Source organism: Streptomyces sp. Rer75 (assembly GCF_013414305.1).
Taxonomy (GTDB): domain Bacteria; phylum Actinomycetota; class Actinomycetes; order Streptomycetales; family Streptomycetaceae; genus Streptomyces; species Streptomyces himastatinicus.
Window position 1 is genome coordinate 8390337 of record NZ_CP058693.1, and the last position, 26776, is coordinate 8417112.

General features: G+C 68.2%; 14 protein-coding genes and 6 pseudogenes. 11 read left to right on the forward strand and 9 right to left on the reverse strand.

The features are described from left to right. Window position 1: 1 nt before the first annotated feature. The 6 genes and pseudogenes from HYQ63_RS36230 to HYQ63_RS36255 all read right to left on the reverse strand — a co-directional run bounded on the left by HYQ63_RS36230 (window position 2) and on the right by HYQ63_RS36255 (window position 8690). Window positions 2–1522: a Wzz/FepE/Etk N-terminal domain-containing protein gene (locus HYQ63_RS36230; RefSeq protein ID WP_179937932.1), complete on the reverse strand. Its 1521-nt coding sequence runs from the start codon at window positions 1520–1522 to the stop codon at window positions 2–4. Beyond that, window positions 1519–2916: a Wzz/FepE/Etk N-terminal domain-containing protein gene (locus HYQ63_RS36235; RefSeq protein WP_179937933.1), complete on the reverse strand. Its 1398-nt coding sequence runs from the start codon at window positions 2914–2916 to the stop codon at window positions 1519–1521. Before HYQ63_RS36235 ends, HYQ63_RS36230 begins: the two co-directional genes overlap by 4 nt. After that, complete coding sequence (locus tag HYQ63_RS36240; RefSeq protein ID WP_179937934.1) at window positions 2913–4193, reverse strand: glycosyltransferase family 4 protein; 1281 nt, start codon at window positions 4191–4193, stop codon at window positions 2913–2915. The genes HYQ63_RS36235 and HYQ63_RS36240 overlap by 4 nt, the downstream gene beginning before the upstream one ends. Next, window positions 4183–5508 (reverse strand): nucleotide sugar dehydrogenase, encoded by a 1326-nt coding sequence (locus HYQ63_RS36245; RefSeq protein ID WP_179937935.1) that lies wholly within the window; start codon window positions 5506–5508, stop codon window positions 4183–4185. Before HYQ63_RS36245 ends, HYQ63_RS36240 begins: the two co-directional genes overlap by 11 nt. 73 nt (window positions 5509–5581) lie before the next feature. Continuing rightward, window positions 5582–7057, reverse strand: a complete 1476-nt coding sequence (locus HYQ63_RS36250; RefSeq protein ID WP_179940883.1) for a sugar transferase — start codon at window positions 7055–7057, stop codon at window positions 5582–5584. Between the two features lie 581 nt (window positions 7058–7638). Next, a pseudogene (locus HYQ63_RS36255) lies at window positions 7639–8690 on the reverse strand (integrase). An 842-nt stretch (window positions 8691–9532) separates the two neighbouring features. On the opposite strand from HYQ63_RS36255, the gene HYQ63_RS46165 reads away from it, so the two are divergent. The 5 genes and pseudogenes from HYQ63_RS46165 (at window position 9533) to HYQ63_RS45155 (ending at window position 15294) form a co-directional block, all read left to right on the forward strand. Further along, window positions 9533–10063, forward strand: a complete 531-nt coding sequence (locus HYQ63_RS46165; protein WP_373689175.1) for a GNAT family N-acetyltransferase — start codon at window positions 9533–9535, stop codon at window positions 10061–10063. A 326-nt stretch (window positions 10064–10389) separates the two neighbouring features. Then, window positions 10390–11490: a type III polyketide synthase gene (locus tag HYQ63_RS36265; protein WP_179937936.1), complete on the forward strand. Its 1101-nt coding sequence runs from the start codon at window positions 10390–10392 to the stop codon at window positions 11488–11490. Between the two features lie 9 nt (window positions 11491–11499). Next, window positions 11500–12015, forward strand: a complete 516-nt coding sequence (locus tag HYQ63_RS36270) for an isoprenylcysteine carboxyl methyltransferase family protein (protein ID WP_179937937.1) — start codon at window positions 11500–11502, stop codon at window positions 12013–12015. After that, a complete protein-coding gene (locus tag HYQ63_RS36275; protein WP_179937938.1) occupies window positions 12012–13043 on the forward strand; it encodes an NAD(P)/FAD-dependent oxidoreductase in 1032 nt (343 codons plus the stop codon). Before HYQ63_RS36270 ends, HYQ63_RS36275 begins: the two co-directional genes overlap by 4 nt. Window positions 13044–14182: 1139 nt before the next feature. Next, window positions 14183–15294 (forward strand): annotated as a pseudogene (locus tag HYQ63_RS45155) (integrase core domain-containing protein). Between the two features lie 235 nt (window positions 15295–15529). On the opposite strand, the gene HYQ63_RS36290 reads toward HYQ63_RS45155, so the two are convergent. Further along, window positions 15530–16153 carry a TetR/AcrR family transcriptional regulator gene (locus HYQ63_RS36290; protein ID WP_179937940.1) on the reverse strand — a complete coding sequence of 208 codons (624 nt, stop codon included), beginning with the start codon at window positions 16151–16153 and terminating at the stop codon, window positions 15530–15532. Between the two features lie 474 nt (window positions 16154–16627). Here HYQ63_RS36290 and HYQ63_RS36295 point away from each other — a divergent pair. The 3 genes and pseudogenes from HYQ63_RS36295 to HYQ63_RS36300 all read left to right on the forward strand — a co-directional run bounded on the left by HYQ63_RS36295 (window position 16628) and on the right by HYQ63_RS36300 (window position 19335). After that, window positions 16628–17708 (forward strand): annotated as a pseudogene (locus tag HYQ63_RS36295) (integrase core domain-containing protein). After that, window positions 17705–17940: pseudogene (locus HYQ63_RS45160) on the forward strand (IS1380 family transposase); the annotation flags it as partial. The pseudogenes HYQ63_RS36295 and HYQ63_RS45160, both read left to right, overlap by 4 nt. A 300-nt stretch (window positions 17941–18240) precedes the next feature. After that, on the forward strand, window positions 18241–19335 hold the full coding sequence (locus tag HYQ63_RS36300) for a hypothetical protein (protein ID WP_179937941.1): 1095 nt from the start codon (window positions 18241–18243) through the stop codon (window positions 19333–19335). Between the two features lie 119 nt (window positions 19336–19454). Here the strand turns inward: HYQ63_RS36300 and HYQ63_RS36305 are convergent. Then, window positions 19455–19802, reverse strand: a pseudogene (locus tag HYQ63_RS36305) (transposase family protein); the annotation flags it as partial. 18 nt (window positions 19803–19820) lie between these two features. Between HYQ63_RS36305 and HYQ63_RS46170 the strand changes: the two are divergent. Beyond that, window positions 19821–20398: pseudogene (locus HYQ63_RS46170) on the forward strand (integrase); the annotation flags it as partial. A gap of 136 nt (window positions 20399–20534) precedes the next feature. On the opposite strand, the gene HYQ63_RS36310 reads toward HYQ63_RS46170, so the two are convergent. After that, window positions 20535–23507, reverse strand: coding sequence for a GH59 galactosidase (locus tag HYQ63_RS36310; protein WP_179937942.1), 2973 nt, complete (start codon window positions 23505–23507; stop codon window positions 20535–20537). A gap of 170 nt (window positions 23508–23677) precedes the next feature. Here HYQ63_RS36310 and HYQ63_RS36315 point away from each other — a divergent pair, with 170 nt between their 5' ends. Further along, window positions 23678–23920, forward strand: coding sequence for a hypothetical protein (locus tag HYQ63_RS36315; protein ID WP_179931909.1), 243 nt, complete (start codon window positions 23678–23680; stop codon window positions 23918–23920). A 520-nt stretch (window positions 23921–24440) separates the two neighbouring features. Then, window positions 24441–26693, forward strand: coding sequence for a hemopexin repeat-containing protein (locus tag HYQ63_RS36320; protein ID WP_179937943.1), 2253 nt, complete (start codon window positions 24441–24443; stop codon window positions 26691–26693). Window positions 26694–26776: the final 83 nt, after the last annotated feature.

Sequence of the window (26776 nt, forward strand, 5' to 3'; positions counted from 1 at the left end):
CCTACCGCACCTCCTGGTCGCTGTCCGGGACCCGTGCGGCCCGCATCGGCAGCCGCTCCGTCCGCCACCGGCCCGTCCCGTTCTGCTGGGCCGGCCGCTCGCTCCGGCCGCGTAGCGCGGTGTGCAGCCCGTCCCACAGCGTGCCGTCGGTCCGGTCACGCGGATCGGGGGCGATCAGCACCACACCGATCACCGGAATGCGCTGGTCCGCGAGCTGCCGCGCCACGGTGTGCAGCCATGCGGCGCTGCCGTGCCCGGCACGCACGACGAGCACGGTCTGGGTGCCGAGGTACTGGAGGTCGGTCCACGCCGTGCCGGGCGCGACCGAGCCGACTCCGAGCCGGAGCCCCTGATCCGGCACGGCCGCGGCACGCTCGCCGCTGACCACAGTGGGGTCTCCTGGCTTCGGACGGTGGCCTGCGAGCTGCGGGCCGGGCAGACCATCGATGATGACCACGGGCCCCTCCGCCGCCAGCGCCCTGGCGACGTTCAGGGCGATCACGCTCGTGCTGCGCGCACAGCCCAGTTCCAGCAGCGACACCGGTTCCGCGGAGTCGCGCACGGTGCGGGCCAGGGACGTGGTGAGCCGCTTCCGTGCCGCCAGGGTGGCTCGGCGCTGCCACAGCGGGCCCGATCGGCGGGGCAGCTCCGTGATGACCGAGGCGCCCAGGTTCGCCGCGATGTCCCGGCGCAGCACGGGGCGGTCCGCCACCACCGCGCCGACCGCGGCCACCGCGAGCCCGAGGACGAGCCCGAGGACGAGCCCGATCGCGGCGTTCGTGACAGCGGCCTCGGGCAGGGAGTGCCGCACCGCGTGCGGGGTGTCCACGATCTGCGTGCCGGCGATGAGCTGGGGCGTGCCGATGCGCGCCTCCTCGGCCCGCTGGTCGAAGTCGGCGATCCGCGAAGTGAGCTCGGCCCGGCGGGCGAAGAGCGACTCCCTGTCCGCCGACGCCTTCGGGCCGCTCTCCGGCGGTCCGTCTCCGATCGTCCTGTTGACCTCGACGAGTTCCTTCCGCATGCGGTCACGCTGGTCGAGCAGGGCGTTGGCCTCGGCCTTCGCGGTCTCCCGCATCCGCCTCACATGGTCGGCGACGAACGCGTCGGCCAGCGCCTTGGCCCGGGCCGCCGCTTCGGCGTCGCTGTCACCTGCCACATCGATCTGCAGCAGGTTGTTGGTCAAGCCGGTGCCCCGGTAGTCCCGCATGAAGTCTTCCGGGTTTTCCCGGGACTTGAGGGACTGCAGGGCCTTTCCGGCGATCCGCGTGGTGTGCAGCAGCGCGACGTCGGTGCGGATCAGCGTTCCGGTGTCGTTCGGCTGGTCCTCCTTGTGCGCGACCAGCACCTTGGTCACCGCGGTCGGCGGCGGTGGCAGCAGGACCGCCACCGCCGTGCCGACCAGCAGCCCCAGCAGCGCCAAAGAGCCCCAGAGGCGGCGGCGCCTGCGCACCGCCACCACCAGCGCCCGCAGGTCCAGCAGCGGAGCGGCGGCCGACGACTCCGACGTCTTGCTCGTCGTCACACTGAACCTCCCGTCGCGTGGCCGCGAACCGCGAGCGCCGGAGTGGCCTCATCCGGAGACGGGCTGGCAGACCGCTTCGGACGGGCCCGGACCATCCCGGCGACGACGGTGCCGACGACCTCATGCCCCGCGTCCGCACACGCCTCGGCGATGCCGGTGAGCTCCGCTGCGGTCCAGATGCCCGCGCTGATGACCACCAGGGCACCGGACTCGGTGCCGCGGTCCGGCACCAGCGGCCGGTCCACCGAAACCCCCACCAGCCGCAGCATGGGGTACCCCCTGCTCGAAGAGCCCGGGGAAGGGTCGCTCTCGGCCTCGGCGACGAGCTGCCCGGCGGCCCGGCGGGCGATCTCGTCGCCGTCCGGTACGACAACCAGCAGCCGCCGGGGGGCCGGCAGTTGGTCCCGGACGCGAGCACACACCCGCCGGTAGCGGATCTGCCTGCCGGCCTCGCCGCCGGACGGCTGCGGGTCCGGTACGTCCCACCGGGTGTCGATGCCCAGCAGTCGGCGGATCCAGGACCACGGACCACGGCCCTTCGGCCGGTGCGCGGGCCGTTCACCGGCTACGTCGACGGTACCCAGCAGCGCGGAGCCCAGCGCCGCGGCGATCTCCGGTGCGGTGCGCAGTCGGCGACTCACTCGTGCGGCGGCGAGATGGCCGATGACCGCGAGCAGGAAGAACAGCAGCGCCCCGGCGACGATGAACTGCATCCTCGTCGGCGCTGCCTCGCCGGTCGGGCGGGCCGCCGACCCCATGACGACCATGTCGGCCTTGTTGGCCGCCGGGTCGGCCTCGTCCAGCTTTTTCATGGCGTCCTGCAGCGCGGTACGCAGCTTCGCGAGCTCGGTGCGGGCCTGCACGCTCTCCACGGTCTGCCCCGGATCGGCCGCCTCGGCCAGGTCGGTGATGCGGCGGTTGGTCTGCACCACCATCTGCCGCAGTGCCTCGGGCCGCGCCGCCGCTTCGGGGCCGGTGTCGTCGCCTGCGATCCGCGCTGCGAAGGTGACGAATTGCTGGGCCACCTCGTCGGAGAGCCGCTGCGCATGCTCCGGGGTGTCGGCCGTACCCGAGATCTTGATGAAGTTCCCGTCGGCGGCCTTGGCGCTCACTCGATCCCGCAGCTCGCTACCGCCCACCCCGGGCCAGTCGAGCGTGGCAGCCGCGCGGTCGACCACCACCGAACTGGTCGCGATCACCGCCTGCGTCAGCAGCTCTCGTTCCTCCCACTGCCCTGGCAGCAGTACCGATGCCGACGTCGTGTACCGCGGCGGAAAGAGCAATGAGGTGCCGTAGCCGACGAGCGTACCCACCACGGCGAGGACGATGAGAAGCCGCCAGCGCCGACGGATCATCTGCCCGATCGTGACCAGGCGTATCGTGTCATCGCTCAACGGTGCGGCCTCTTCCCTGGCCGCGCCGGGTCGCCCGCCGACACCGGAGTGTGGTCGCGGCAGGCAGCGGCGTAGGCGGCGAGCAGCGACGCTTGCGAGTTCCGCCAGGAGAGCGGCCCGCTGATCCGCTCCTGGCCGAGCTTGCCCATCCGGGCCCGCTTCTCAGGATCGTCAAGGAGCAGTGCGATGAGCCCCGCGAATTGGGCCTCGTCGTTGGCGGGTGCGTAGACGGCGGCGTCACCGGCGGAGACTCGCGCCTCCCGGAGGTCGAACGAGACGATCGGCCGGCCCATCGCCATGTACTCCAGGACCTTGTTCATGGTCGACACGTCGTTGAGCGGATTGCGCGGGTCGGGGGAGAGGCACACGTCCGCGGTGGACAGGTAACGCACCAGGTCGGCGTCCGGGATGCGTCCGGTGAACTGCACCTGCTCGGAGAGCCCGAGCCGCCTGGACAGCTCCACCATCGCGTCGAAGGCGTCGCCGGCGCCGACGAACACCGCATGCCAGTCGGTCCGTCCGATCTCGTCGCGCAGCTTCGCGAGGGCCCGCAGGGCATAGTCGACGCCGTCCTGAGGGCCCATGACGCCGAGGTAGCACAGCAGATAAGGCTTGCCGCGCTTCAACTCCGTCTCTGGCGGCACCGGTTGGAACCGGTCGATCGCGGGCGCGCTGCGCACCACGAACACGTCCTCCGGCCGTCGGCCGCCACGGCGCACCGCGACGTCCCGGTAGCTCTCGTTCGTGGCGAGCACGATGTCCGCGGCTCGGTAGGTCCGCCGCTCCAGCGCACACACGGCGCGGTAGAGCAGGTCTTCGCCGCGGTCGAACCGGGAGAGGTACAGCTCGGGTACCAGGTCGTGCTGGTCGAAGACGAACCGCGCGCCGCGCCGCTTCAGCCACAGTGCCGGCAGGAACAGCAGGTCGGGCGGGTTGCAGGCGTGGACCACGTCGACCGGGCCGACCTTGCGGGCCAGCCGGACCGTGTGCCACAACGCCGAACCGTACTCCCGCAGGTACCCGGCCGGTCCTCCGGTGGCCGCGCGCAACGGGTAGCGGTGGATCCGCACCCCGTCGATCTCCGCCTCGGGCTCCGTGTCCCGCTTTTCCCCCCGGGGACAGATGACGTGCACCTCCCAGCCCGCGTCGCGCAGCGTCGTGCACTCCTGCCACACCCGCCGGTCGAACGGCACCGACAGGTTCTCCACCAGGATCAGCGCGCGCCGGTCCGACCCGTCGCCGCCGGCCGTGTCATCAAACGACGTGTCACCAAGCAAGGCCCATGTACCCCGGTTCGGCCCGGCGCGCCTCGGCGTCGGGAAGGCGGATGAGGTCGACGAGCACCGGGCCGTCACCCTGGGGCAGCGCCGACAGCACGGCCGGATCCCCGGTCCCGACCAGGCACACCTCGGCGTGCTCGAGCACCTCGCCGACGGAGTCCGCGAGCAGCTGCGCGAGGTGCGGCAGCCGGTTCTCGATGTACTCGCGGTTCGCGCCGATCAGCCGGGAGAGGTTCACGTTGGCGTCGTAGATCCGCAGGTCGTAACCCTTGCCGAAGAGCCGCTCCGCCAGTTCGACGAGCGGGCTCTCGCGGAGGTCGTCGGTGCCGGGTTTGAAGGACAGCCCGAACATGCCTATCCGGCGCTTGCCGGTGCGTTCGACCAGGTCCACCGCGCGTTGCAGATGTTCGGAGTTGGAGGGCAGCACGTGGGCGAGAATGGGCACCGAGACATCGGCCCGCTGCGCCGCGTGAACCAGGCTGCGCAGGTCCTTGGGCAGGCAGGAGCCACCGAAGGCGAAACCGGGCCGCAGGTAGGCGGGGCTGATGTTCAGCTTGCGGTCGGCCAGGAACACGTCCATCACCTGGTGCGAGTCCACCCCGAGCGCCTGGCACACCGCGCCCAGCTCGTTCGCGAAGCCGATCTTGAGGCCGTGGAAGGCGTTGTCCGCGTATTTGATGGCCTCGGCCGTCGGGACCGGCACCCGGAACACCTCGCCGGGCAAGCCGTCGTACAGCGCCGTCACCGCGTCGCCGCTTGCCGGGTCGAGCTCGCCGATGACGGTCTTGGGCGGGTCGAAGAAGTCCCGCACGCTCGTGCCCTCGCGCAGGAACTCCGGGTTGACCGCGACCCCGAAGCCCACCCCGGCCGTGCCGCCGACGTTCTTCTCCAGGATCGGTACCAGCAGGTTCAGGCAGGTGCCGGGGAGCATGGTGCTGCGGAACACGACGGTGTGCCGATTCCCCTGCTTGCGCCCCTCGGCCAGCGCGGCGCCGATCTGCTCGGTGACCCGCTCCAGGTACGTGGTGCACAGACTGCCGTTGGGCTCCGACGGCGTGCCCACGCAGACCAGCGACACCTCGCTGTCCATGATCGCCTCGCGGACGTCGCCGGTAGCGCGTAACGCTCCGGTCCGCACGACCTCGGCGATGAGCTCGCCGATCCTCTCCTCGACCACCGGGGCCTTGCCGTCGTTGACCAGGTCGACCTTCACCTGGTTGACGTCCACCCCGATGACCTCGTGACCCAGGCTCGCCAGGCACGCGGCCGACACACAGCCCACGTAGCCGAGCCCGAAAACGCTGACTCTCATGCCCCGTCTCTCCCCCCAGGCAGGCCCTTGCGGCCTGCCTCCCGTGCGTCGGCCGGACAACGACCTCCGCGCATCAATAGGCCCCCTGCCCTTGGAGCACCGCACGCAGCGTCTTCCACAAGATCACTGTGTCCAGGGCGAGGGACCAGTCCTCCACGTACCGCAGGTCCAGCCGGACCGCCTCCTCCCACGGCAGGTCGCTGCGTCCGCTGATCTGCCACAGGCCGGTGAGCCCGGGCTTGACCAGCAGCCGCCGACGGATGTCCGGGCCGTACGCGGCGGACTCCTCCGGTAATGGGGGCCGCGGGCCGACGAGCGACATCGAGCCGGTGAGCACGTTGAAAAGCTGCGGGAGTTCGTCGATCGAGTAGCGGCGCAGCACCGCTCCCACCCGGGTCACCCGCGGATCCCGGCGGAGCTTGAACAGCAGGCCGGCGCCCTCGTTGCGGTCGGCCAGCTCGGCACGTGTCCCGTGAGCCCCGGCGACCATGGTGCGGAACTTGAGAATGGTGAACTCGCGGCCGTCCTTGCCGACCCTGCGCTGGCGGTAGAACACCCCGCCCCGACTGTCCACCAGCACGAGCAGCCCGACGAGCACCATCAGCGGCGCGAACAGCATCAGCAGGATCGCCGCGCCCATCCGGTCGACGACCGCTTTGACCGCCCGGCGGCCCCCGGTGAAGGTCGGCATGCTGACCCGCAGCAGCGGGATCCCGAGCACCGCGTCGACGTGCAGCCGCGGGCCGGCCACCTCCATCAGCACGGGGGCCACGACCATCTCGGTGTCGCTGCCTTCGAGGTTCCAGGCCAGCCGCTGCAGCCGGTCCGGTGACCAGTGCGGGTCCGGTGTGACCGCGACGACACGGTAGCCGTCGTGGCGGACGTGCTTGGCGACGTCCGCCAGTCGGCCGACGACCCGCACTCCGTCCAGTTGGTCACCGTCGAGCCCGCGACCGTCCGTCGTGCACACCGCCTCCACCCGCCAGCCGAGGTGCGGGAACTTGCGGGTTCGGGCGATCAGGTCGCGCACGGTGGCCGGGCTCCCGGCAGCGAGCACCGGTCGCAGGCACCATCCTTCCTTCCGCTGTTTGTGCAGCCAGAGGCGCAGCAGATACCGCGTGGTCATGGTGATGAGCGCGATCGCGGGGATCGCGACGAAGATCCAGAGCTTGATGTTGCGCGAGGTGAGGGCGATCCCGCCGAGCGCCAGTACGACAGTCGCCATGAACAGTGAGCGTCCGAGCCGGCGGAATTCCTCGGCGCCCTGGCCGAGCACGGCCGGAGCCCATGACCGGCTCACCGCAAGCGCTCCCAGCACCAGCAGCTCGGTGCCGAATGCGAGAATTCCCCACTTCTCGTGCCAGTTGGCCGCGTCCCGGGCCCCGAAGAAGTTGCCGATCGCCGCCACCACGAAGGCGGTGGCCACGGTATCGCTGGTGATCACGGTACGGCGGTACCGCTGCTCCCAGTCGATCGCGGGCCGGCTGATTGCCCCGTTCGCCGGACCGCGCGCCGATAAAAACGGGCTGGCTGATTCCCCCTGCTGCACAGACCCCCCCAGGTCGCCAGTGGGCTCGACGTGTTCGCTCCACACGGTTCCTCCCCCCGGGAGGCCCCCGCCCCCCGCACCGGTCCTCCCCCCGGGAGGCCCCGCCCCCCGCGCCGCGCCGTTCCTCCGCGGGAGGCCCCCGCCCCCCGCGAATCACATCCCTGATATTGCAGCGCTACGTGGACACCCCTCCCGGACGGGAGCGGACTCGCATGTCCTGCCGGACCATCGAGGTGCGCGGGAACCCGTCGAATCCCCGGGCGCTCCCCACACCCAAGGCACTGTCGGGCTCCAAAAATTGATCAGCCCCCTACGTCTGGCGCCGGGAACGAGCCTGCTGGCTGTCCGCAGCGCCGGACCTGTAGATCATTATTTGTCGCTCGTGTCCAAACTTGTGAAGCAGGGGTCAATCTAGAACATGGGGCCGGTCTGAAGAAGAGTTGTGTGCAATTTGTGCTCAAGCTTTGAAGTTGGATCCACCGAGCGGTGACTCCCCGCGGGGCAACACGGCCACCACGCCAGTCACATCCACGCCAGTCACATCCACGCCTTGTAGGTGCCGAGAAGTATGTCCGTGCAGGTCATGCGACGTGGTGGTACTCGTGGAGGTCGCCGCTGAGGCGGTCGCGTCGGCGGACGTCGAGGTGGGCGAGCCTGTCCGGTTGGACGACCGACGCGGGCAGCGGGCGGAGAGGCGCGGCGCCCTTGAGAGTGCTCTGTGATCGTTGTAGAACTGCTCGTACTCGCGTAGTGCGTGAAGCAGGTGGGTCTTGTTCCAGATGAGGGTGCGGTCGAGGAGCTCGGCCCGGCATGACCGCACCCACCGTTCTGTGATGGCGTTCATACGGGGTATCCGGACGCCGGTCTGGATGACGTTGATGCCCTCGGCCTGCAGGACTGCGTCGAAGGCAGCTGGGTAGCGGACGTCCCGGTCCCGGATCAGGTATTTCGCCCTGGCGTTTGCGTCGTGGAGGTCCATGACCATGTTCCGGGCGAGTTGGGTCACCCATGCCGCGGTCGGGTGGGCAGTTGCGCCGAGGATGCGGATGCGTCGGCGGGCGTGTTCGATGACGACGGCGAGGACGTACAGCGTCGCCCCGGTCAGGGTCTTGGTTTCGAAGAAGTCGGCGGCGAGGATGGCGTCGGCCTGCGGGCGTAAGAAGGCCGCCCAGGTTGTGTGTTCCCGCTCGGGTGCGGGCGGGATGCCGTGTTCTTTGAGAATGCTCCATACCGTGGAGGCGGCGACCTTGATGCCGAGGGCGGAGAGTTCGCCGTGCACGCGCCGGTAGCCCCAGCTCGGATTCGCCCGAACGAGGCGCACAACCAGGATCCGGATGGAGCGGACGGTACGTGGTCGGCCACGGCGTTTGGGACGGGAGGCCTTCGCATGGCGGCGGCGGAGCAGCTCGCGGTGCCAGCGCAGGAGAGTGTCCGGAGAGACGATCAGGCGGAGCCGGCGGAGCCGTGCTCGTGGGAGGCGGTGTAGCAGGGCCGCGAGGAGTGCCCGGTCGGGCCAGGTCAGCTGCGGGCGGTCTACCGTGCGCTGCAACACGGCGACTTGGTGTCGCAGCGCCAGGATCTCCAGATCCTTCTTGCGATCGCTCATCGGCACGAGCCGCATGAACGTGAACATCGTCGACAGGGCGAGGCGACACCTGGTCTTGACCCAGGGGAGAAACCAGCGATCGCGTTGGCCTTTCTCCAAGCTCACCGACAACGCGCGACCTGCACGGACGTAATATCCGGCACCTACAGCGGCATCCAGCCAGTGCACTGGTGTCGCCGGCGCACCCTCGCCGAGGAACACCACTGGCGCGCCCAGAGCGCCAGCCAGCCCACACCACCCCCAGGTCAGACCCCCTCGCCCCGCCGGTGGCGTCCCGGGCCCCACCACCTCGACCTCGGCCTCACCTCCGCCCCCGTGGACGTCGCTGCCCTCTACCGGCAGCTGCGTAAAGCCTTCGAGGATGGCAAGAACGAACCCGGGGCCGCCGACTTCTACTACGGCGAGTGCGAAATGCGCCGCCATGACTCAATCGGCACCCCCAAGGGCGAACGGCGCCTGCTCTGGGGGTACTGGCTGCTGTCCGGCTACGGCCTGCGCGCCTCCCGCGCCGCCGGCTGGCTGCTGGCCGCCATGACTTTGACCGTCCTGTTACTCATGGGCTTCGGCCTGCCCACCCACGACCCGACCCCGCCACCACCGGCACCCTCCACGGCAGTAGGATCAGCCTCAACACCACCACCCCGGCCCCGCCCTGCACGGCGGATGGACCAAACGCCTGACCGGGAACCGCGCGGAGAAAGCCACCCGCGTCGCCGTCGACTCCGTGATCTTCCGATCGTCTGGCCAGAATCTCACCACGGCTGGCACCTACATCGAGATGACCTCCCGCCTCCTCGAACCCGCCCTCGTCGCCCTCGCCGTACGCGGCCGCATCAAACGCTGACCACTCCGCAGGGCAGAGTGGCCAATTGCCGTACCCGCCCCCCTTCGTCAACACCGTCTCCGACGACCGCGAGATCGACAACCTCGCCGACATCCTGGTCACCGAAGAAGGCCCCGGCATCCTCGGATGGCTCATCGACGGCGCCCGCCCTACCTCGTCGGCGACCGCGATTCGCGTTCCACCCCCTGGGTGGCGAGCACGGCCTTCGCCAGGGCCGCAGACCGCGCGAGCGCAGTGGAGTTGGGGCATCCTCACCGACGAGCTGATCGGCCTGATCGTCCTGCGGCGACGATCCGCGTCCAGGGACACCGTCAGCTACATCCGCCGCGAAGACACTTGGAGCAACGGCTACGCCACCGAAGCCGCCAAGCACGTCGTCACGTTCGCCTTCAGTACCGTCGGTCTGGACCGCATAGAGGCCATGCACCACCCCGCCAACCCGGCCGCCGGACGCGTACTGACCAAAGCCGGATTCACCCGCACCGGCACATCCGATCGGCGCATCGAGGACGAAACTGCCGTGCCGTACCAGGTGTACGCATTGCTGAACCTGTGAAGGGGGCGTTCCCACCTCGCCACGTGCTGGACATCGTGGCCGCCTGCGCCTGGCCGCTCTGAGGGAGCATCAGCTCGCCCCCAATCGCCAGCGCCACCGCCACGCGGGGCACGTCCGTATGGGTCTGGTTGTTCGTCATGTCCCGCCCCTCTTAGTCGGGTTGCCAGTAGGAACCGTGTCACCAGCCGCAAACGGCGGTAATCAGACCAAGATCAAATCAGGTTCGACGTGGGGGTGTACTCGCTCCGTGCGTTGGGGAGGCTGGCCGACGTTGTGTCCAAAGCGGCAAGGAAGCAGAAAGTACCGTGATTTACCCTAATGACGCCATGTTGCGCAAGTCCACCTGCAGCGCGGCAACCGATAGTGATTCCACGATCGTTGGCGTCAGCACCGCGCTGCCGGCCCACCGGTATGACCAGCATGACTTGACCGAGCTGATCGGTGACCTGTGCCTCACCCCCGGGGCGGACCGCGGTCTGCTTCGCCGGCTGCATGCCTCCGCGGGCGTGCGGTCGCGTCATCTGGCGTTGCCGATCGAGCGATACGCCGGCCTCGGCGACTTCGGCCAGTCCAACGACGCCTGGATGGAGGCCGGACTCGACCTGGGCGCGCAAGCCCTCACCGACGCGCTGAAGGAGGCGGGGCTCGAACCGCACGACGTCGACCTCCTGGTGTGCACTTCCATCACTGGCATCGCCACCCCATCCCTCGACGCCCGCCTGGCCGGACGCGTAGGCCTGCGGCCTGACGTCAAGAGGATCCCGGTGTTCGGACTGGGCTGCGTGGCAGGAGCCGCCGGCCTCGCCCGACTGCACGACTACCTGCGCGGACACCCCGATGACACCGCTGTTCTGCTCACCGTCGAACTGTGCTCACTGACGCTCCAGCATCGCGACGACTCCCACGCTAACCTCGTCGCCGGGGCCCTGTTCGGCGACGGCGCGGCAGCAGTCGTCGCACGCGGCCGCCGTGCCGCCGGTGGGGACGGAGGCGGACCGACGGTCGTCGCCACCCGCAGCCATCTGTATCCGGACACCGAAGAGCTCCTGGGATGGACCATCGGAGCCAGCGGTTTCCGCGTGGTGATCGGTGCCGGTATTCCGGACATCGTCCGTCAGCACCTCGGCGGGGACGTGCGTGCTTTCCTGGCCGGTCACGGCCTCACCGTCGACGATATCGGAGTGTGGGTGTGTCACCCGGGCGGCCCCAAGGTGCTGTCATCCGTGACGGAGACCCTCGGACTGGCCGACGACGCCCTGGATAGCGCGTGGCGATCACTCGCGGAGGTGGGAAACCTATCGTCCGCATCCGTGCTGCACATCTTGCAAAGTACCTGGGAATCCCCTCGACCCGAGCCCGGAACCTGGGGGTTGCTCCTGGCCATGGGCCCGGGGTTCTGCGCCGAACTCGTCCTGCTGCGTTGGTGAGGCGCCCACATGCACGCATACACACTTCTCATCCTTGCTGTCGTGGGCGAACGCATCATCGAGCTGCTCGTAGCCCGGCGTAACGCGGCCTGGACTCTGGCCCGCGCCGGCGTGGAGCACGGACGAGGCCACTACCCGGTCATGGTCGTCTTGCACGCAGCCTTCCTCGCCGGTTGCCTTCTCGAGCCCCAGCTCGCCCACCGGCAGTTCCTGCCCGCTCTGGGCTGGCCCATGGTGGCGTTGGTCGTCGTGGCTCAGGCATTGCGTTGGTGGTGCATCACCGTACTGGGGCGGTACTGGAACACCCGGGTCATCGTCGTTCCGGGGTCGCGTCTGGTTGCCGCGGGGCCCTACCGGTTCCTGCGCCACCCCAACTACGTAGCCGTCGTGTTGGAGATCATGGCGCTGCCTCTGGTGCACTCCGCGTGGCTGACGGCGACGGCGTTCACGGTGGCCAACGCCCTGCTCCTCACGGTCCGTATCCGCTGCGAAAACACCGCCCTCGCCCGGGCAACGACCGCATGAGCCGCATACACGACCTCCTCATCGCCGGAGGCGGGCCCGCCGGCCTGGCCACCGCCCTGCACGCTGCACGGGCGGGGTTCGACGTGGTGGTCGCCGAACCCCGCAGCGCACCCGTCGACAAGGCGTGCGGAGAAGGACTTATGCCCGGTGCGGTCCGGTCGCTGCAAGCCCTCGGTTTAACGGTTCCCGGTCAGCCGATCGAGGGCATCCACTACGTCCAGGGCTCTCGCAGTGCCAAGGCGATGTTCCGGAACGGCCCCGGCCTCGGAGTGCGGCGCACCAATTTGCACGCCGCACTCCACGCCGCCGTCCTCGAGGCCGGAGTGCCCGTCCTGCCCCTACGCGTGGGAGCAGTACAGCAGGGAGCCACGGGCGTCATCGACCCCGACTCCGGCCTGCGCGCCAGATGGCTGATCGCTGCCGACGGCCTGCACTCCCCGCTGCGCCGCTCACTCGGATTGGGAACCGTAACGGTCGGCACACCGCGCTACGGGCTACGCCGCCACTACGCCGTAGCACCCCAGTCGCGATGCGTGGAAGTGCACTGGGGCCGGAGTGCGGAGGCATACGTGACACCGCTCGGTCCCGAACTGACCGGCATCGCGGTGTTGACCTCCGAGCGTGCGCCCTTTGAGGAACAGCTGCGTACTTTCCCCGAGTTGGCAGCCCGATTCCCCGCCGCGGCGGCCGCTACCCGGGTACGTGGCGCCGGGCCGCTACGCCAGAAGGCACGTACCCGAGTTCACGGCCGTGTGCTGCTCGTCGGTGACGCGGCCGGATACATCGATGCGCTGACAGGAGAGGGGATCTCCCTCGCCCTGGCCGGGGCCGAAGCCCTGGTCGACCATCTGCGCGGGGGGACTCCCCACGGCTACGAAGCAGCCTGGCGACGCTCAACGCAGCGGCACCGGCTGCTGACGGCTTGCTTGCTGAAAGCTCGAGAGCAGCCGGCGCTGGCTCGGCGGATCGTACCCGTGGCGGAGCGGATGCCCGGTCTCTTCGCCGGCTTGGTGAACGCCCTGGCGTAATGGTTCTGCTGCTGGCTTAAGGCACGGGCCTCCGGCCGCGCCGGGACGTTACTCCGCACGGCACTCGGCTTTGCGAAGTGACGAGCCGGGCAGGGAAGCGGGGCACGCTGGCACCAAGGGCTGGTGGTCGGGGTGTGGCAGCCCTGCGCTGTCATCAGCGTTACCAGGCAGGGTACGGAAGCGACGTGTGTAGGGGTACCAGTAAGAACCGTGTCACCAGCCGCAAACGGCGGTAATCAGTCCGCGGAGCGTATTGGTGTGCGGAGAGCGGCGACGGCCCCCGCCTGGCGCTCAGGGCGGGGGCCGTGCAGTCCCAGCGACAGACGACGGACCCGGGTGAGCAGCAGTGCTCACCGGGGTCCGTCGCGCTACGCCCCTGTCAGCGCACCCCGACTCCGGCCCCCACACCGGCGCTGGCACCCGCGTAGGTGCTTCCTCCCTCCCAGCGAAGCCGTCGCCCGCCTTACCGAACAGCTCGGCGGGCCCATCTCGACGCAGCTCCTGAGCGACCGGCGCGGTTCGCGTGCCTGGAAGGTCCAAGACCCTCTGGGCACGGTCGCGCTGAAGGCCAACAACCCCGACGGGGACAAGGCCCGCGACAAGGCCGCTGAGATGGCCCAAGAGGACGGCGACCTTCTCCGTCTCACCGCAGCGGGCGCCCTCAGCCCCAGCTACCGGATCGATACCGGGAGGTGGGAGGGCGGCCGGTGGCTGGGCGTGCGCTGGGTCGTCGGCGCGCCGCTGTGGCGGGCCTTGACCCTCGGCCGAGGGGGCGTTCCGCAGTGAAGCGGGGGGGCGAAGGTGGGCACGAAGGTCTCCTCCGGGGCAGCACAACGAAGCCCTCGGCGATCGCCGGAGGCTGAGGGCCGGTCGGGTGGGAGAGGGATGGTGCCGGGCGGTGGTGGGTGTTTTTCGACGGTTGTTGGCGGGCGCTTGTGGGTGGTGATGGTGGGTGTCTGTGGCGGGTGAAGGGTGGTGCTGGAGGGCGATGACACTGGCTGGCCGACTGGAGCCGCTCCCCGCCTGACGGGCGCTCGCGAAGAAAGTTCAGCCGCTGCTCCCTGAAGGGTGTCTTTATTGGCGTACAGTGGTCGACCTGGGGCTTTGTGATCCTCCGAGTATGGACATGATCAGTGATTGTGGGTCTGCGACTGCTCTACCTGATCTTCTGCCGACTACTGGGCTGCCTCCTCCTGCTGGGCCGATCGACCGCCGCGAACAGCGCCGAGATCCTCGCGCTTCGCCATGAGGTCGCCGTGCTGCGCCGGCAGATCAAGCGGCCAAAGCTCTCATGGGCCGATCGTGCCGTGCTCTCCGCCCTCGCCCGCCAGCTGCCACCCGCCTTGCGTCGTCATCGGCTAGTCACTCCGGGCACGCTGCTGACCTGGCACCGTCGTCTGGTGCGATGGAAATGGCGCCAGACCCCTGTGGGCCCCGGTCGGCCACCGCTGTCAGAGGAGATTGCGGCGCTCATCCAGCGCTTGGCGCGAGAGAACCCCACCTGGGGGTACGTCAGGATCCAGGGCGAGCTCCGACGGCTCGGGCATCGGGTCGCCGCCGCTACCATCTGTCGCGCCCTGCGCCGCTCCGGTCTACCGCCCGCACCGCAGCGCGCCTCCCAGCAGACCTGGCGCTCCTTCCTGCGCTCCCAGCGCTCACACGCTTCTGGCTTGTGACTTCATGCACGTGGAGACCGTCCTCCTGAAGCGTCTCTACGTCTTCTTCGTCATGGAGATCACCACCCGGCGTGTCCATGTCCTGGGGGTCACCGCACGCCCTACCGGCGCATGGGACCCAACTCGCCCGCAATCTGCTCATGGACCTCGGCGGCAAAGCCGGGTGCTTCCGGTTCCTCATCCGTGACCGGGACAGCAAGTTCACCGCCGCATTCGACGCCGTCTTCGCCGGCAACGGCACAGCCGTCATCCCAACACCACCGCAAAGCCCACGGTCAAACGCGTTCGCCGAACGATGGATACGCACAGCCCGCGCAGAGTGCACCGACCGCCTCCTCATCACCGGCGAACGCCACCTGCGCACGGTCCTCACCACGTATGCCGAGCACTACAACGCGGGACGCGCCCACCGCAGCCTGGACCTACGAGCACCCGACGACGACCCGCACATCATCCCCCTGCCCGCTGCCGCGGTCAGGCGTCGGCAGGTGCTCGGTGGACTGCTCAACGAGTACCACCCCGCGCCTCTCCGATTGCCTCACCATCGACAGAGAACGCCCAGCTCAGCAACCTGATCGGAATAATGACACCCTTCAGGCAGCACCCACTGGCGCTTTTGCGGGTCCCTGGCTCAGCCCCGGCGGCGGGTGGCGGGGTTGCGTTCGGCGACGTGGCGGGTGACGGCGTCGACGCCGGTGCGGGCGCCCTTCAGAACACCTTGAGGTGCTGGACCGGCATCTGCACCACCTGCCACCAACCCTGCCCAGCAGGACACACACGACACCAAGATCGAGGCAACCTAACGGAGTCCTATGAGGCTTCCTTGGCGGCGGAGCCGGGCGCACGCTGTGTGGGCTCGGTGTGCATTTGTGCGGCAGCCTCGAGGATGGCGCCGATCCCTTCAGGACTCATTGCCGACAGGCCCTCGAAGAGGCTGCTCGTGCGCAGGGCGATGACGCCGATCAAGCAGGAGATCAGGACCTCGGCCCGGGCGACCGGATCGTCGGCACCCTCAGCCGCGAGTCGGTTGGCGAGCGGAGATATCAGGCGGGTGCGCAATTCGTCTGCCGCGGCGGCACGCACTTCGGGGACGTCGCTCCGGGAGAGGAGAGCCTGGACGAGAGGGCCCGGCGCGCCTCTGCGTTCGGCTCGGTGCAGCGCCTCCACGGTGAAGGCCCCCAGGTCGAGCGTCTCGGGCGACACGGTCACATTCCGACTGTCCTCGTCCACCGCTGCCCGGTACAAGGCAGCCTTGCTGCCGAAATACCGCGCGATCAGGGCTGCATCGACACCGGCATGCTCGCCGATGTCCCGAACCGTCACCGCGTCATATCCGTGGCGCGCGAACAGGCCGCGGGCAGCGTCGAGCAGCGCGGCCCGCGTGGCGTCCGCATCACGCTTTCTGCCGCGCGCGCGTTCCGTCTTCGAGCCCATGAGTCGTCCTTTCCGGCTCAGGTCCGTCAACGACCGGAGCCGCGGCGGACGATACCCCACCCGGGCCGCGCCGGCCGTGTGCGCCATCGCCGCTCTGCGCACATGTGGCACGTGCCTCGTCGTCGGTCTTTTCGGAGGCGACCCGCGTGTGTCCACGACCAGGTGGCGCTTGTGGCCGTTGGGCCTGGACGTAGGTGTCGACGGCCTCGGCCGGAATCGATGAGGGGGGCCAGTCTTCCGCGAAGCGATAATCACGTTGGTTACGGCGTGGGTGAGGCACCAGTTGATTCGAGTTCCGCTCGTTGGGCTACGCACTCGATGGCGCAAGGTGTGGTCCCGCGTCGGTCCCACGGCTGCCACTGGGGGCAAGCCCACAGCCCATTTCATCGAACGCCCCTGAAACCCTGTGCCGCTCGAAAAGTCATCGCCGCAGGTGAGCGCGGTGTGGTCGGGAGCCGCTGGGATCATGCGTACGTGATCGTGTCCTTGCTGTACAAGGTGACCCGGAAGCTGCTGACGGTTCCATCGGTGCTCCTCCGTTGTGGGACGGCGAAGGGCGCGGAACTGCTGGTGCTGCGGCACGAGAACGCGGTCCTGCGCCGCCAGTTGGCCGGACCGGTCCGCTATGAGCGTGCTGACCGGTTCTGGTTCGCAGCCCTGTCCGGAGTGATACCCCGACGCCACTGGCTCAAGATCTTCCCCGTCACCCCCGGCACCCTGCTTGCCTGACACCCGGGTTCATCGCGGTGAAATGGGATTACACCGCGCGCCGGGGCACCGGTCGCCCACCCACCCTGGCAGCGATCAAGAAGCTCATCGTGCGGCTGGCGAGGGAGAATCCGAGGTGGGGGCACCGGCGGATCCAAGGGGAGCTGGCCCGACTCGGGCATCGGATCGCCGCCTCGACGGTGTGGGACATCCTCAACGCGGCCGGCGTCGACCCTGCTCCACGTCGCTCAGGCCCCACCTGGTGCGAGTTCCTGACCGCGCAAGCCGAGGGCATCATCGCGGCAGCTTCTTCCACATCGACACCGCCCTCGACAGGCGGTTGTACGCATTGGGGTTCCTTGAGCACGGCACCCGGCGGCTGCACATCACCGGGGTCACCGCCCGCCCGACACGGGACTGGGCTGTGCAGCAAGCCAGGAAACTCATATCCGACCTGGGCGTACGCATCGAGAACCTGCGCTTCTTGCTGCGCGACCGCGACGGCAAGTAGGGCGAGGCGTTCGGCGCCGTCTTCCAGTCCGAGGAGTTGGAGATTCTCAAAAGTGCGCCACAGGCTCCCCGCACGAGCGCGCACTGTGAACGCATCATCGGCAGCATCCGACGCGAAGTCCTCGATCACGTCCTGATCATGAATGAGGCCCACGCGCGCCACGTCCTCGCCGCCTACGAGCGGCACTACGACGAGCACCGCCCTCATCAGGCCCGCTGCCAGCTCCCACCCGACGCTCACGAACAACGCGCCGCGGCGTATGACCTCCACATCCACACAGTCCTGCGCACCCGGATCCTCGGCGGCCTCATCAACGAATACAGACATGCGGCATGACGTGCAGCGATGACTTTTCGAGCGGCACAGGGTCGTGTCCGCGTGTCCATCTCGCGGGCGGCGGCCGTGGGGTGGTCTCGCAGGCCGGGGCGGTGCTGCTGGTCGAGACGGTGTGCAAGTCCGGCCTGGACACTGCGGTATCGGCAGCACTGGCGCCGTGGGCAAGCCGCGGACGGTGCACGGTCCGGGCAAGATCCTGCTGGCTGTGGCCCTGGCCGTGGCACTGAGCGGTGTGCATCGTGAAGTTGCACGTCACGGGTCTGGTGTGCGCGGGCTTCGGGATGCTCGGGCTGGTTGCGGGCGGATGACTTCCGTCTAGATCATCGGTCAGCGGGCGACGTCACGGTTCGTCAGGACCAGCAGAGCCCTCAACAGCGCGGTCGCCCACCTCGGGTCGGTGCGTACCTTACCGAGGATGTGCCATCCAACGCCGCTTCACGATCGGCTACTGAGGCGGGAGTGCACTCGCATACCAGTGCCCGTGCACGCACGGACAAGGAAGATCACTCGGGCCCACATAACGTCACTGACCATGAACCCAACCCCAACCCCAACCCCAACCCCAACCCCAACCCGCCACGCCTGGCAAGCAACCATCACCGCACTATTAGCCACCCTCTTCCTGCTGACCGGAACAACCACCCCCGCCCAGGCGGCGGAGACGGCCTGGGGCAACTGGGGCGACAACGCGAGAGCGAACTCCGCCGCCCAGTCGGTCATCATCGCCGGCGCCTCTTATGACATCACCCGGGGAACGGACAACAACATCTGGTTCCGCTACAACGGCGGAGCATGGCGCCCGCTGGGCGGCGACCTGTCATCCCGGACGACATCCCCGCCCCGCATCCTCGAATGGCCACGGGGCCGGGCGATCGTTTTCGTCAGAGGCATGGACGGCGAGATCTGGTACACCCAGGTGAACAGCGGATCCGCCAACTTCTGGACCTCCTGGAGCCGTCTCCCCGGCGGCTCTCAGTCCATCGGTGCCCCCTTGGTCGGCCACTCGCCGTCGGGCCTGGGCACCCTTTTCGTAGAGGCCCCGAACGCGAACCGACGCATCAGCTACATGCTTCTGCAGAACACCAACGGCGCCCCGGACCCCGTGGGCGGCTGGTCGGTCACCCCTTACGCACTGCTCTCCTCGGACGCCAACGACCTGAACGGAGACGGCCAGATAGCGGTCTACGGCACGGAGCGTTTCGAACGCGTACTCCGCAGTTTCTGGACGGGAGCCGACAACCACGTCTACAGCGTGACGAGAACCGCGAGCGGCATGGTCACCAACATCTCTGAGGTGAACGGCGGTGGAGTCTGCCGAAGCGGCCTATCGGCGGCACGCCTGGGAAACCAGACGACGGTGCTCACCCCCGGCCAGGCGGGCTACGAAAACCAGCAACGGGTAATGATCGCCTGCCGAGGAAACGACGGCACCGTCTGGGAAACCACATCCTCCGACGGAGGCCGCACTTTCGACGGCTGGCGCCGCCCAATAGGCACCCCCGCCCCAACCCACAGCGCCCCCTCAATCATCCCCACAGCCACGTCCTGGACCCTCACCCTCCGCTGGAACGCCACAGCCAGCTCAGCCTGGCCGGACAACTCGATCATCGCAAAACGCATCAACTGACGAACACAGAGAGCATTGAGCGGTGTGCATCGTGAAGTTGCACGTCACGGGTCTGGTGTGCGCGGGCTTCGGGATGCTCGGGCTGGTCGCGGGCGGATGACTTCCGTCTAGATCATCGGTCAGCGGGCGACGTCACGGTTCGTCAGGACCAGCAGAGCCCTCAACAGCGCGGTCGCCCACCTCGGGTCGGTGCGTACCTTGCCGAGGATGCGCCAATTCTTCAGGTGGGCGAAGCCGTGCTCGACTGGGGCCCGTACTGCGGCCAGCGCCTTGTTGGACAGCTTCTGACTGCGGGCAGGGCCCGGTTTCGGGGCGGCCTTGTAGCCGGTGATCACCGCCGGATCGGCGTCCGGACCACTGTCGTCGAGGCCGACGAATCCCAGGTCGGCGATCGCGCCGAGCGCGGCCGCCCGCAGCCTGGCGATGAGCTTGTCATGCCGGCAGGCGGTGATCTCCGACGTGCGTCCGCGGGACCGCCGAGAGCCTGGGGATACGTCAGGATTCAAGGTGAGCTGCGGCGGCTTGGCCATCGGGTCGCCGCCGCCACGATCCGGCGCGTCCTGCGCCGCTCCGGTCTACCGCCCGCACCGCAGCGCCTCCCAGCAGACCTGGCGCTCCTTCCTCCGCACTCAGGCCCACACGCTGCTCGCCTGCGACTTCATGCACGTGGAGACCGTCTTCCTCAAGCGCCTCTATGTCTTCTTCGTCATGGAGATCGCCACCCGGTGCGTCCATGTCCTGGGCGTCACTGCACGCCCTACCGGCGCATGGGTCACCCAGCTCGCCCGCAACCTGCTCATGGACTTGGAGGACAGAGCCGGGCACTTCCGGTTCCTCATCCGCGAACGGGCCAGCAAGTTCACTGCCGCATTCGACGCCGTCTTCGTCGGCAACGGCACAGCCGTCATCCCGACTCCGCCACAAAGCCCCCGGTCAAACGCGTTCGCTGAACGATGGATAGCTCACCGCGTACGCCCAGCACTACAACGCCGGACGTGCCCACCGCAGTCTGAACCTACGAGCGCCGGACGACGACCCGAACGTCATCCCCATGCATGCCGCGTGACCTGCACGGACGAGTATTCGGCAAGCGCAGCATCCCTCTCGCCGATCGCCCATGCAAGGGGCCGTATGGAGGAATCCGATACGGCCCCTTGGTCATTGACGGTGAACGCCCGGGGCCTGCGGGCCCAGGGCGCCTACTGGGCGGCGGTGCCGCCCTTGCGCACCAGCCGGTCGTGAGCCTCTTCGAGCCTGTCCGTGATCTGCTCGACGCCGATGGCGTCAAGGCCCTTTTGTCCCGCCACGGCAGCCTTCGCCGCCGACGACGCGGAGTCGAACAGGGCCCAGGAGTCGGCCGTGTAGTCCGCCCGCGCCGGACGTCCGATCTTCTCCAGGGCGCCCCGGATCGGTGTCGTGTCCACAGTACTGTCCACGTCCCCGGAGACGGCGTTGAACGCGTCGAGAACGATCTTTCCGGACTTGAGGACGAACCTCGCCGTGTGCGCGCCGTCGGGAAGACCGCGGAGCGCGTACGTCGCGAGGCGCTTGTCGGTCGCGGCCGTCTTCGCGTCCCGTGCGATCAGTTTTCCGTCGACGTAGACGTCGAGGACGGCGGTGCCGTTGTTGCCGCCGATGACATCGATGCCCGTGCCGGTGAACGGGACGGTGAACGACGCGCCGGCGGTCGTGCTGGTCGACGTCGACCGGTACCAGTCCATCGCGTCGCCGAGGGCGGCGTTCCTGTTCCACGTCCCGTCGTATGTGACCGAGCTGTCCATGTTGTCGAGCTGTGCGCGGGCGTAGGGCGTGTACCCGTCGATCTTCTCGACCTTCAGGTTGTCGAACGCCGTCTTGTGGAAGTCGGTTCCGAGCTTGACGCGGCCTTCGGTCTGCGGAGTCGGGTCCTGGTACGTGGAGACGGCTTTGCCGTCGATGTAGGTCGTGATCGTCGCGCCCTTCGCCTCGATGGCGAGGCGGTAGCTGTCGGATGCGGCGACCGTTCCCGACGCGACGGCCGTGCCGTATTCGTAGAACGTCCAGGCGCCGGTCGGTCCGATGCGCACGTTGTAGGCGGCGTCGCTGATCGCCATGCCCTTCTGCTGACGGACGCCCAGGGCGGCGAGTCCGCCGTCCGGGTCCGGGAACGAGACGTCGACCGTGGCCCGGTAGTTCTCCCAGCGGAAGTCGCCGACCGTCGTGTTCGGGGTATTGCGGTTCCAGGCGCCGGTGTCCTTCATGGACTGGTCCATGTACTGGTACAGGACGTTGTTGCCGCTGGCGTCCTCACCGACCTCCCAGGCGCCGGTCTGGTCGACCATGTAGCGAGGCTGATTGCCGCGCGACCTCAGGTAGGGCTGGGACGCCTTGTGCGCGCCGTTGCCGGTGCCGACCTGGACCTTGCCCTCCTCCTCATACCCGAAGTCGTCGGCGTACAGGACGTTGTCGCGGGTGTTGTGCTTCTTGCCGGTCGCGTCGGTGTCCAGCACCGTACGGTCCCGGGACTCGGGCAAGCGTTGCTTCGTCGCCTTGTCGTGGCTCTTGTCGAGCGTCGTCAAGGTCACGATCGACCGCGGCTTGACCGTGTAGGTGTAATACCCGTCACCGCCGGGCCGGATCTCGTCGACGAGGCGCTTGAAGTTCGCGTCGTAGGGCCGGCCCGCGTCCGGCCCGCGGGTTTCCCAGATCTCCATGGTCGGGTCGGGACCGAGTCGCATGTTCTCGGCTTTGATCCGGTAGGTCTTGGGCTGGTCGCTGTCGTTGACGACGATCGTCGAAAAATCCTTCTTACGGGGATCCGCGAGCGTCATATAACTGGAGGCCCCGTTGGAGCCGTCGAGGTCGACGGTGCCGCTCACCCCGCTGTAACTGGCCTCCGGCACGGTGCGCCAGATGCCCGCCGTGTTCGTGTCGTTCTCCCAGCCGGTCCTCGCGAACTGGGTGAAGTGCTGCATCACATAGAGGGCCGCGTCGTAGTGGAGGTAGCCCGACCACGGGTCACGCGCGCTGACGAGTTCCTTGTGGCTGTACTGCGCGCCTTCGTAGAAGGAGCCGATCGCCGGCTGGAAGATGTAGTGCGTCCGCTTCGAGTTGGCGTAGCTCTTGACAGAGCGGTTCGCGAGATCGAGGGCGCTTTGGACGCCGCCGATGCCGGTGCTCGTTCCGTTCGGGCCCTCGGTGTTGTTGACGCGGTAGTCGGTGTAGCCGAAGGAGGCAGTTCCCTCGCTGTACCAGACTTCCTTGTCCTCGTCGTACTTGTTCTCACCGGTCGCCAGCCTGGTGTACGGCAGATTGGTGTCGCTGCCGGCGGGCCCGTCGTGCCGGTCCTCGGTGGTGTAGTGGTAGCCGACCGCGTCGACGATGCCGAAGAGTTCCGCATCGCTGAGCATGGACGGCCCGATATTGAGGGTGTTGTTCTCGTCGGCGGCGATGATCTTGATGTTGTGGTAGGCCTTCTCGGCCTTCTCCCGCTTCGCCGCCGGGATGCCGTAGCGGGGATCAGCGAAGTCCGTGTCGGTCAGAATCGCGTTCTTGTACCCCTTGATGAAGGCCTCGTTCGGATCCCGCGTCTCGTTCGTGTCCGGGTCGACGTAGTCGACCATGTACCCGTATTTCTCGTAGGCGTCGAGGATCGTCTCCTTGTACCACTTGTACATCTCGTCGGCGCCGGTGCCCTTGTTCCATTCGTTCTGAACCCATTGGGGCATGACCCAGCGGAGAATCGAGACCTTGAGCTTCGGGTTGACCGTCTTGGCGTCCGCTGCCAGTTGGAAGCCCGGGGAACGCGACGCGTCGGCAAGTTCGTCCGCTGTGCGCATGGTCGCCGGATCGGAACCGGTCGACGTGTTCGTGTCCGAACCCATCTCGATCTTGACATGGTTGATCAGGGGGGTCCTTCCACCGAACAGCACTCGGATGAGCTGCCAGTACCGGCCGGGATGCTCCGCCTTGTAGTCGATCAGCAGGTTGCTCGTGCTGTTGCAGCTGAGCACGCCGAGGCCCTTGTAGGTCAAACCGTTCACGTTGTCGGCGCGAACGTCGCCCCCGTTGACCACGACCTCCACGGGATCGTCCGCGGTGTGGGCGGCGGGGGCGATGATCACTCCGACCGCGAGTGCCATGGTGGTTGCCGCGGCAAGCGACCTCCAGCCGAGTCTTCGCTGTGTGCCCATCCTGCCTCGACTCCTTCTTCTCGTAGCGCGCACCGACGCCAGACGTTCGAAATACCGAAAGATGTCCGCAATTCCGGAAGGACCGTAGGTGGTAAGCGATTTCTACGTCAATCCCTGTGCACTCACGGGCAATTGAGGTCGCCTGGGCACCCACACCGGCTGGAAAGCGCTTGGACGCCGAGGTGGCCGTCGCAGGCTACTGCCGACTTCTGGGCAACATCGGTATCAACTACATCGCGCCGCTGGTCGTCGCCAAGCTCGTCGGCCGCATCGTCGGCGGCGGTGTCACCTGTCGGGCTCGAAAAGTCATCGCTGCTGATCAGGCGCGTGTGCGCAGGAGTCTGCGTGCATCGAGGTCGCGCAGGGTGGTGCGCTTGCCGGAAACCTCATCCGCCCTGGTGGAGACCGCTTGACCTGGCCGATGACCTGGTTGCCGCGTACGACGTTGTAGGCCAGCGGCGTCACGTGGCAGTACTCGTAGCGGTTGATGATGCGCTCACCGGAGTTCCCCAGCAATCTGCGGCAGGAGGACAGGTCGACCGCAGCGGCGGCCGGACGGTCAGCGCGGTCGTCGGTGTAGGTCTGGTTGAGCTGCTGCGCGGTGACGTCACCGTGCTCGGTCAGGCGGCCGGGAGCGGACGATTTTGTGGTCTGCTGAGATGCCGCCGTCAGACGGCTGCCGATGGCTGGCAGGCGAGAGCCCGCTCAACGGACGTGCTCCCCGCCCGGCGGGGTTGCTCGAGACAGGGATTCGCTCGACGTCCTTCATTCGGTTCCGGTGTGCGGCCGACGCGGCCCGCGCCCCCCTTCGCGGGCCGGGGATGCGGGGCGGCCGGGAGTAGGCGACGCTGGAGGCACGGGCCCGTGGATCCTGAATGGTCGTCTCCCGGTCAGGGCCCGCCCTCCCTCCCGCCTTCCGTGAGGAGTGAGCCGATGCACGAAAACGACTTCCGTTTGGCGATCCGCGGAGCCCCGACGTACAGCCGGGGCGAACCGGTGTCCCTCACCTTCGAACTGGAGAACGTGGGCGACAGGGACTACAGGCTGCTCGTCTGGAACACCCCGCTCGAAGGTGAAGTCTTCAACTTCCTGGAGGTACACCACGCGAGCCGCGCCGTTCCCTACGACGGGCGGTTCGTCAGCCGCACGGACCCCGATCCGGCCTCCTACCGCACCATCCGGGTCGGCGAGACCATCTCCGAAGAGCTCGACATCTCGGAGTCGTATGCGCTGGACGAGCCCGGCGCGTACGACGTCACCCTGCTGGTGTGGTTCGCCGACGCCATCCCCGTGGTCGGGACGGAGGCCCTCACCGCACGCCCACGGCAGGAACACCAGGGTTTCACCCTCGGCCCGGTCAGCACACGGTTCGAACTCCTCCCGGACGGCACCGCGCGGCCCACGGCGGGCGAGCGGGCGCGCAGCCAGCAGCCGAAGGACGGCGCCCGGCTGCTCACGATTGCCCCGGATACGGAACGGCCGTCGGCCCTGCTGCGGGACATTCCCCTTCCCCCGGGGTTCGCCGAGGTCTTCGCCGCGAACGACAACGCACGCGCCTGGCTGGACGCGGCCATTGCCGAGCTGACGAGCTGGAGCGGTCGGACGGACAACACCCTGTATAGGGAGTGGTTCGGGGCGGACAGCGTCTCCCGCTACAACACCGTGCGGGACCGCATGTCCGGTACACGCGCTTGGATGAACAGAAGGCTCACCTACGATCTGAGCCCGGAGGACTGCGGGGCCGACTCGAACGCTTACACCTACCTCGGATCGGACACCGTCTACATCTGCCCGGGCTTCTACAGGCTCCCGGCGACGGGCACCGATTCGCGGGTCGGCACCATCGTCCACGAGTGGAGCCATGCGGCTACGAACGTCGACACCGACGACATCGTCTACGGCCCTGCGGCTTCGCGAGCCCTCGCGATCAGCAACCCGGACAAGGCGGCGAAGAACGCCGACAATTACAGCTCCTTCGTCGAAACGCTCAGCCTCCGCATGCTGACCGCGCCCGTATTCTGGCCCAACGGCAAGGTGTACGTGTTCGCGGGCGGCAGGTACTACCGCATCGACCCCCGCACCCGGCGGGTCGACCCCGGCTACCCGCTGCCCATCAACCCGCACTGGCCGGGCCTCTGGGGCGACCGGGTCGACGCTGGTGTGGTGTGGCCCAATGGAAAGGCGTACTTCTTCCGCGACGCCCAGTACATGCGGTACGACATCGCGACCGACAAGGTCGACCCCGGCTACCCACTGCCCATCGCGCCGCACTGGCCCGGCCTGTGGGGCGACCGGATCGATGCCGGGATCGTCTGGAACAACGGCAAGGCGTACTTCTTCCGCGACGCCCAGTACATGCGGTACGACATCGCCGCCGACAAGGTCGACCCCGGCTACCCACTGCCCATCGCGCCGCACTGGCCCGGCCTGTGGGGCGACGGGATCCAGGGCGCCGCGATGTGGAACGACGGCAAGGCGTACCTGATGCGCGGCTGGCAGTACGCCGGCTACGACGTCGCGGCGGACCGGGTCGCCCCCGCCTATCCACGGGCGATCGGGGAGAACTGGCCCGGACTCTGGAGCGACGGCGGCATCAACGCTGCGATCATGTACAACAACGGCAACGCCTACTTCATGCGCGGAATTTACTACAGGGCCTATGACATCGCGGAGGACCGGGTCGTCTACCCCGACTACCCACTGACCATCGACCCGTACTGGCCGGGGCTGTGGGGCACTGTCGACTCGGGTATCCCGTGGCCCAACGGGAAGGTCTACTTCTTCCGCGGCAGCGAGTACATGCGCTGGGACATCGCGTCCAACCGGGTGGACCCCGGCTACCCGAAACCCATCGCGCCGTACTGGCCCGGCCTGTGGGGCGACCGGATCGACGCGGCCGTTCTGTGGCCCAACGGCAAGGCGTACTTCTTCCGCGGCAGCCAGTACATGCGGTACGACATCGCCGCCGACCGGGTGGACCCCGGATATCCGCTGCCGATCAACCCGCACTGGCCGGGCCTGTGGGGCGACCGGATCGATGCCGGGATCGTCTGGAACAACGGCAAGGCGTACTTCTTCCGCGACGCCCAGTACATGCGGTACGACATCGCTGCCGACCGGGTCGACGACGGCTACCCGCTGCCCATCGGGTCGAACTGGCCGAACCTGCCCGGCCGCACCGGTTAGCACAGGCCTATGCAGCTGCGGTTCCGCACCGCCGGGGGGCGCGAAGCGGCCCAAGTGGCGGCCGCTCGTGGACGCCGTTTTGC

Bases quoted from the DNA above. Each gene is read 5' to 3' on its own strand.
- HYQ63_RS36245 (WP_179937935.1), bottom strand. From the start codon at position 5,508: ATGAGAGTCAGCGTTTTCGGGCTCGGCTACGTGGGCTGTGTGTCGGCC.
- HYQ63_RS36265 (WP_179937936.1), top strand. From the start codon at position 10,390: ATGTTGCGCAAGTCCACCTGCAGCGCGGCAACCGATAGTGATTCCACG.
- HYQ63_RS36270 (WP_179937937.1), top strand. From the start codon at position 11,500: ATGCACGCATACACACTTCTCATCCTTGCTGTCGTGGGCGAACGCATC.
- HYQ63_RS36275 (WP_179937938.1), top strand. From the start codon at position 12,012: ATGAGCCGCATACACGACCTCCTCATCGCCGGAGGCGGGCCCGCCGGC.
- HYQ63_RS36290 (WP_179937940.1), bottom strand. From the start codon at position 16,153: ATGGGCTCGAAGACGGAACGCGCGCGCGGCAGAAAGCGTGATGCGGAC.
- HYQ63_RS36300 (WP_179937941.1), top strand. From the start codon at position 18,241: ATGAACCCAACCCCAACCCCAACCCCAACCCCAACCCCAACCCGCCAC.
- HYQ63_RS36310 (WP_179937942.1), bottom strand. From the start codon at position 23,507: ATGGGCACACAGCGAAGACTCGGCTGGAGGTCGCTTGCCGCGGCAACC.
- HYQ63_RS36320 (WP_179937943.1), top strand. From the start codon at position 24,441: ATGCACGAAAACGACTTCCGTTTGGCGATCCGCGGAGCCCCGACGTAC.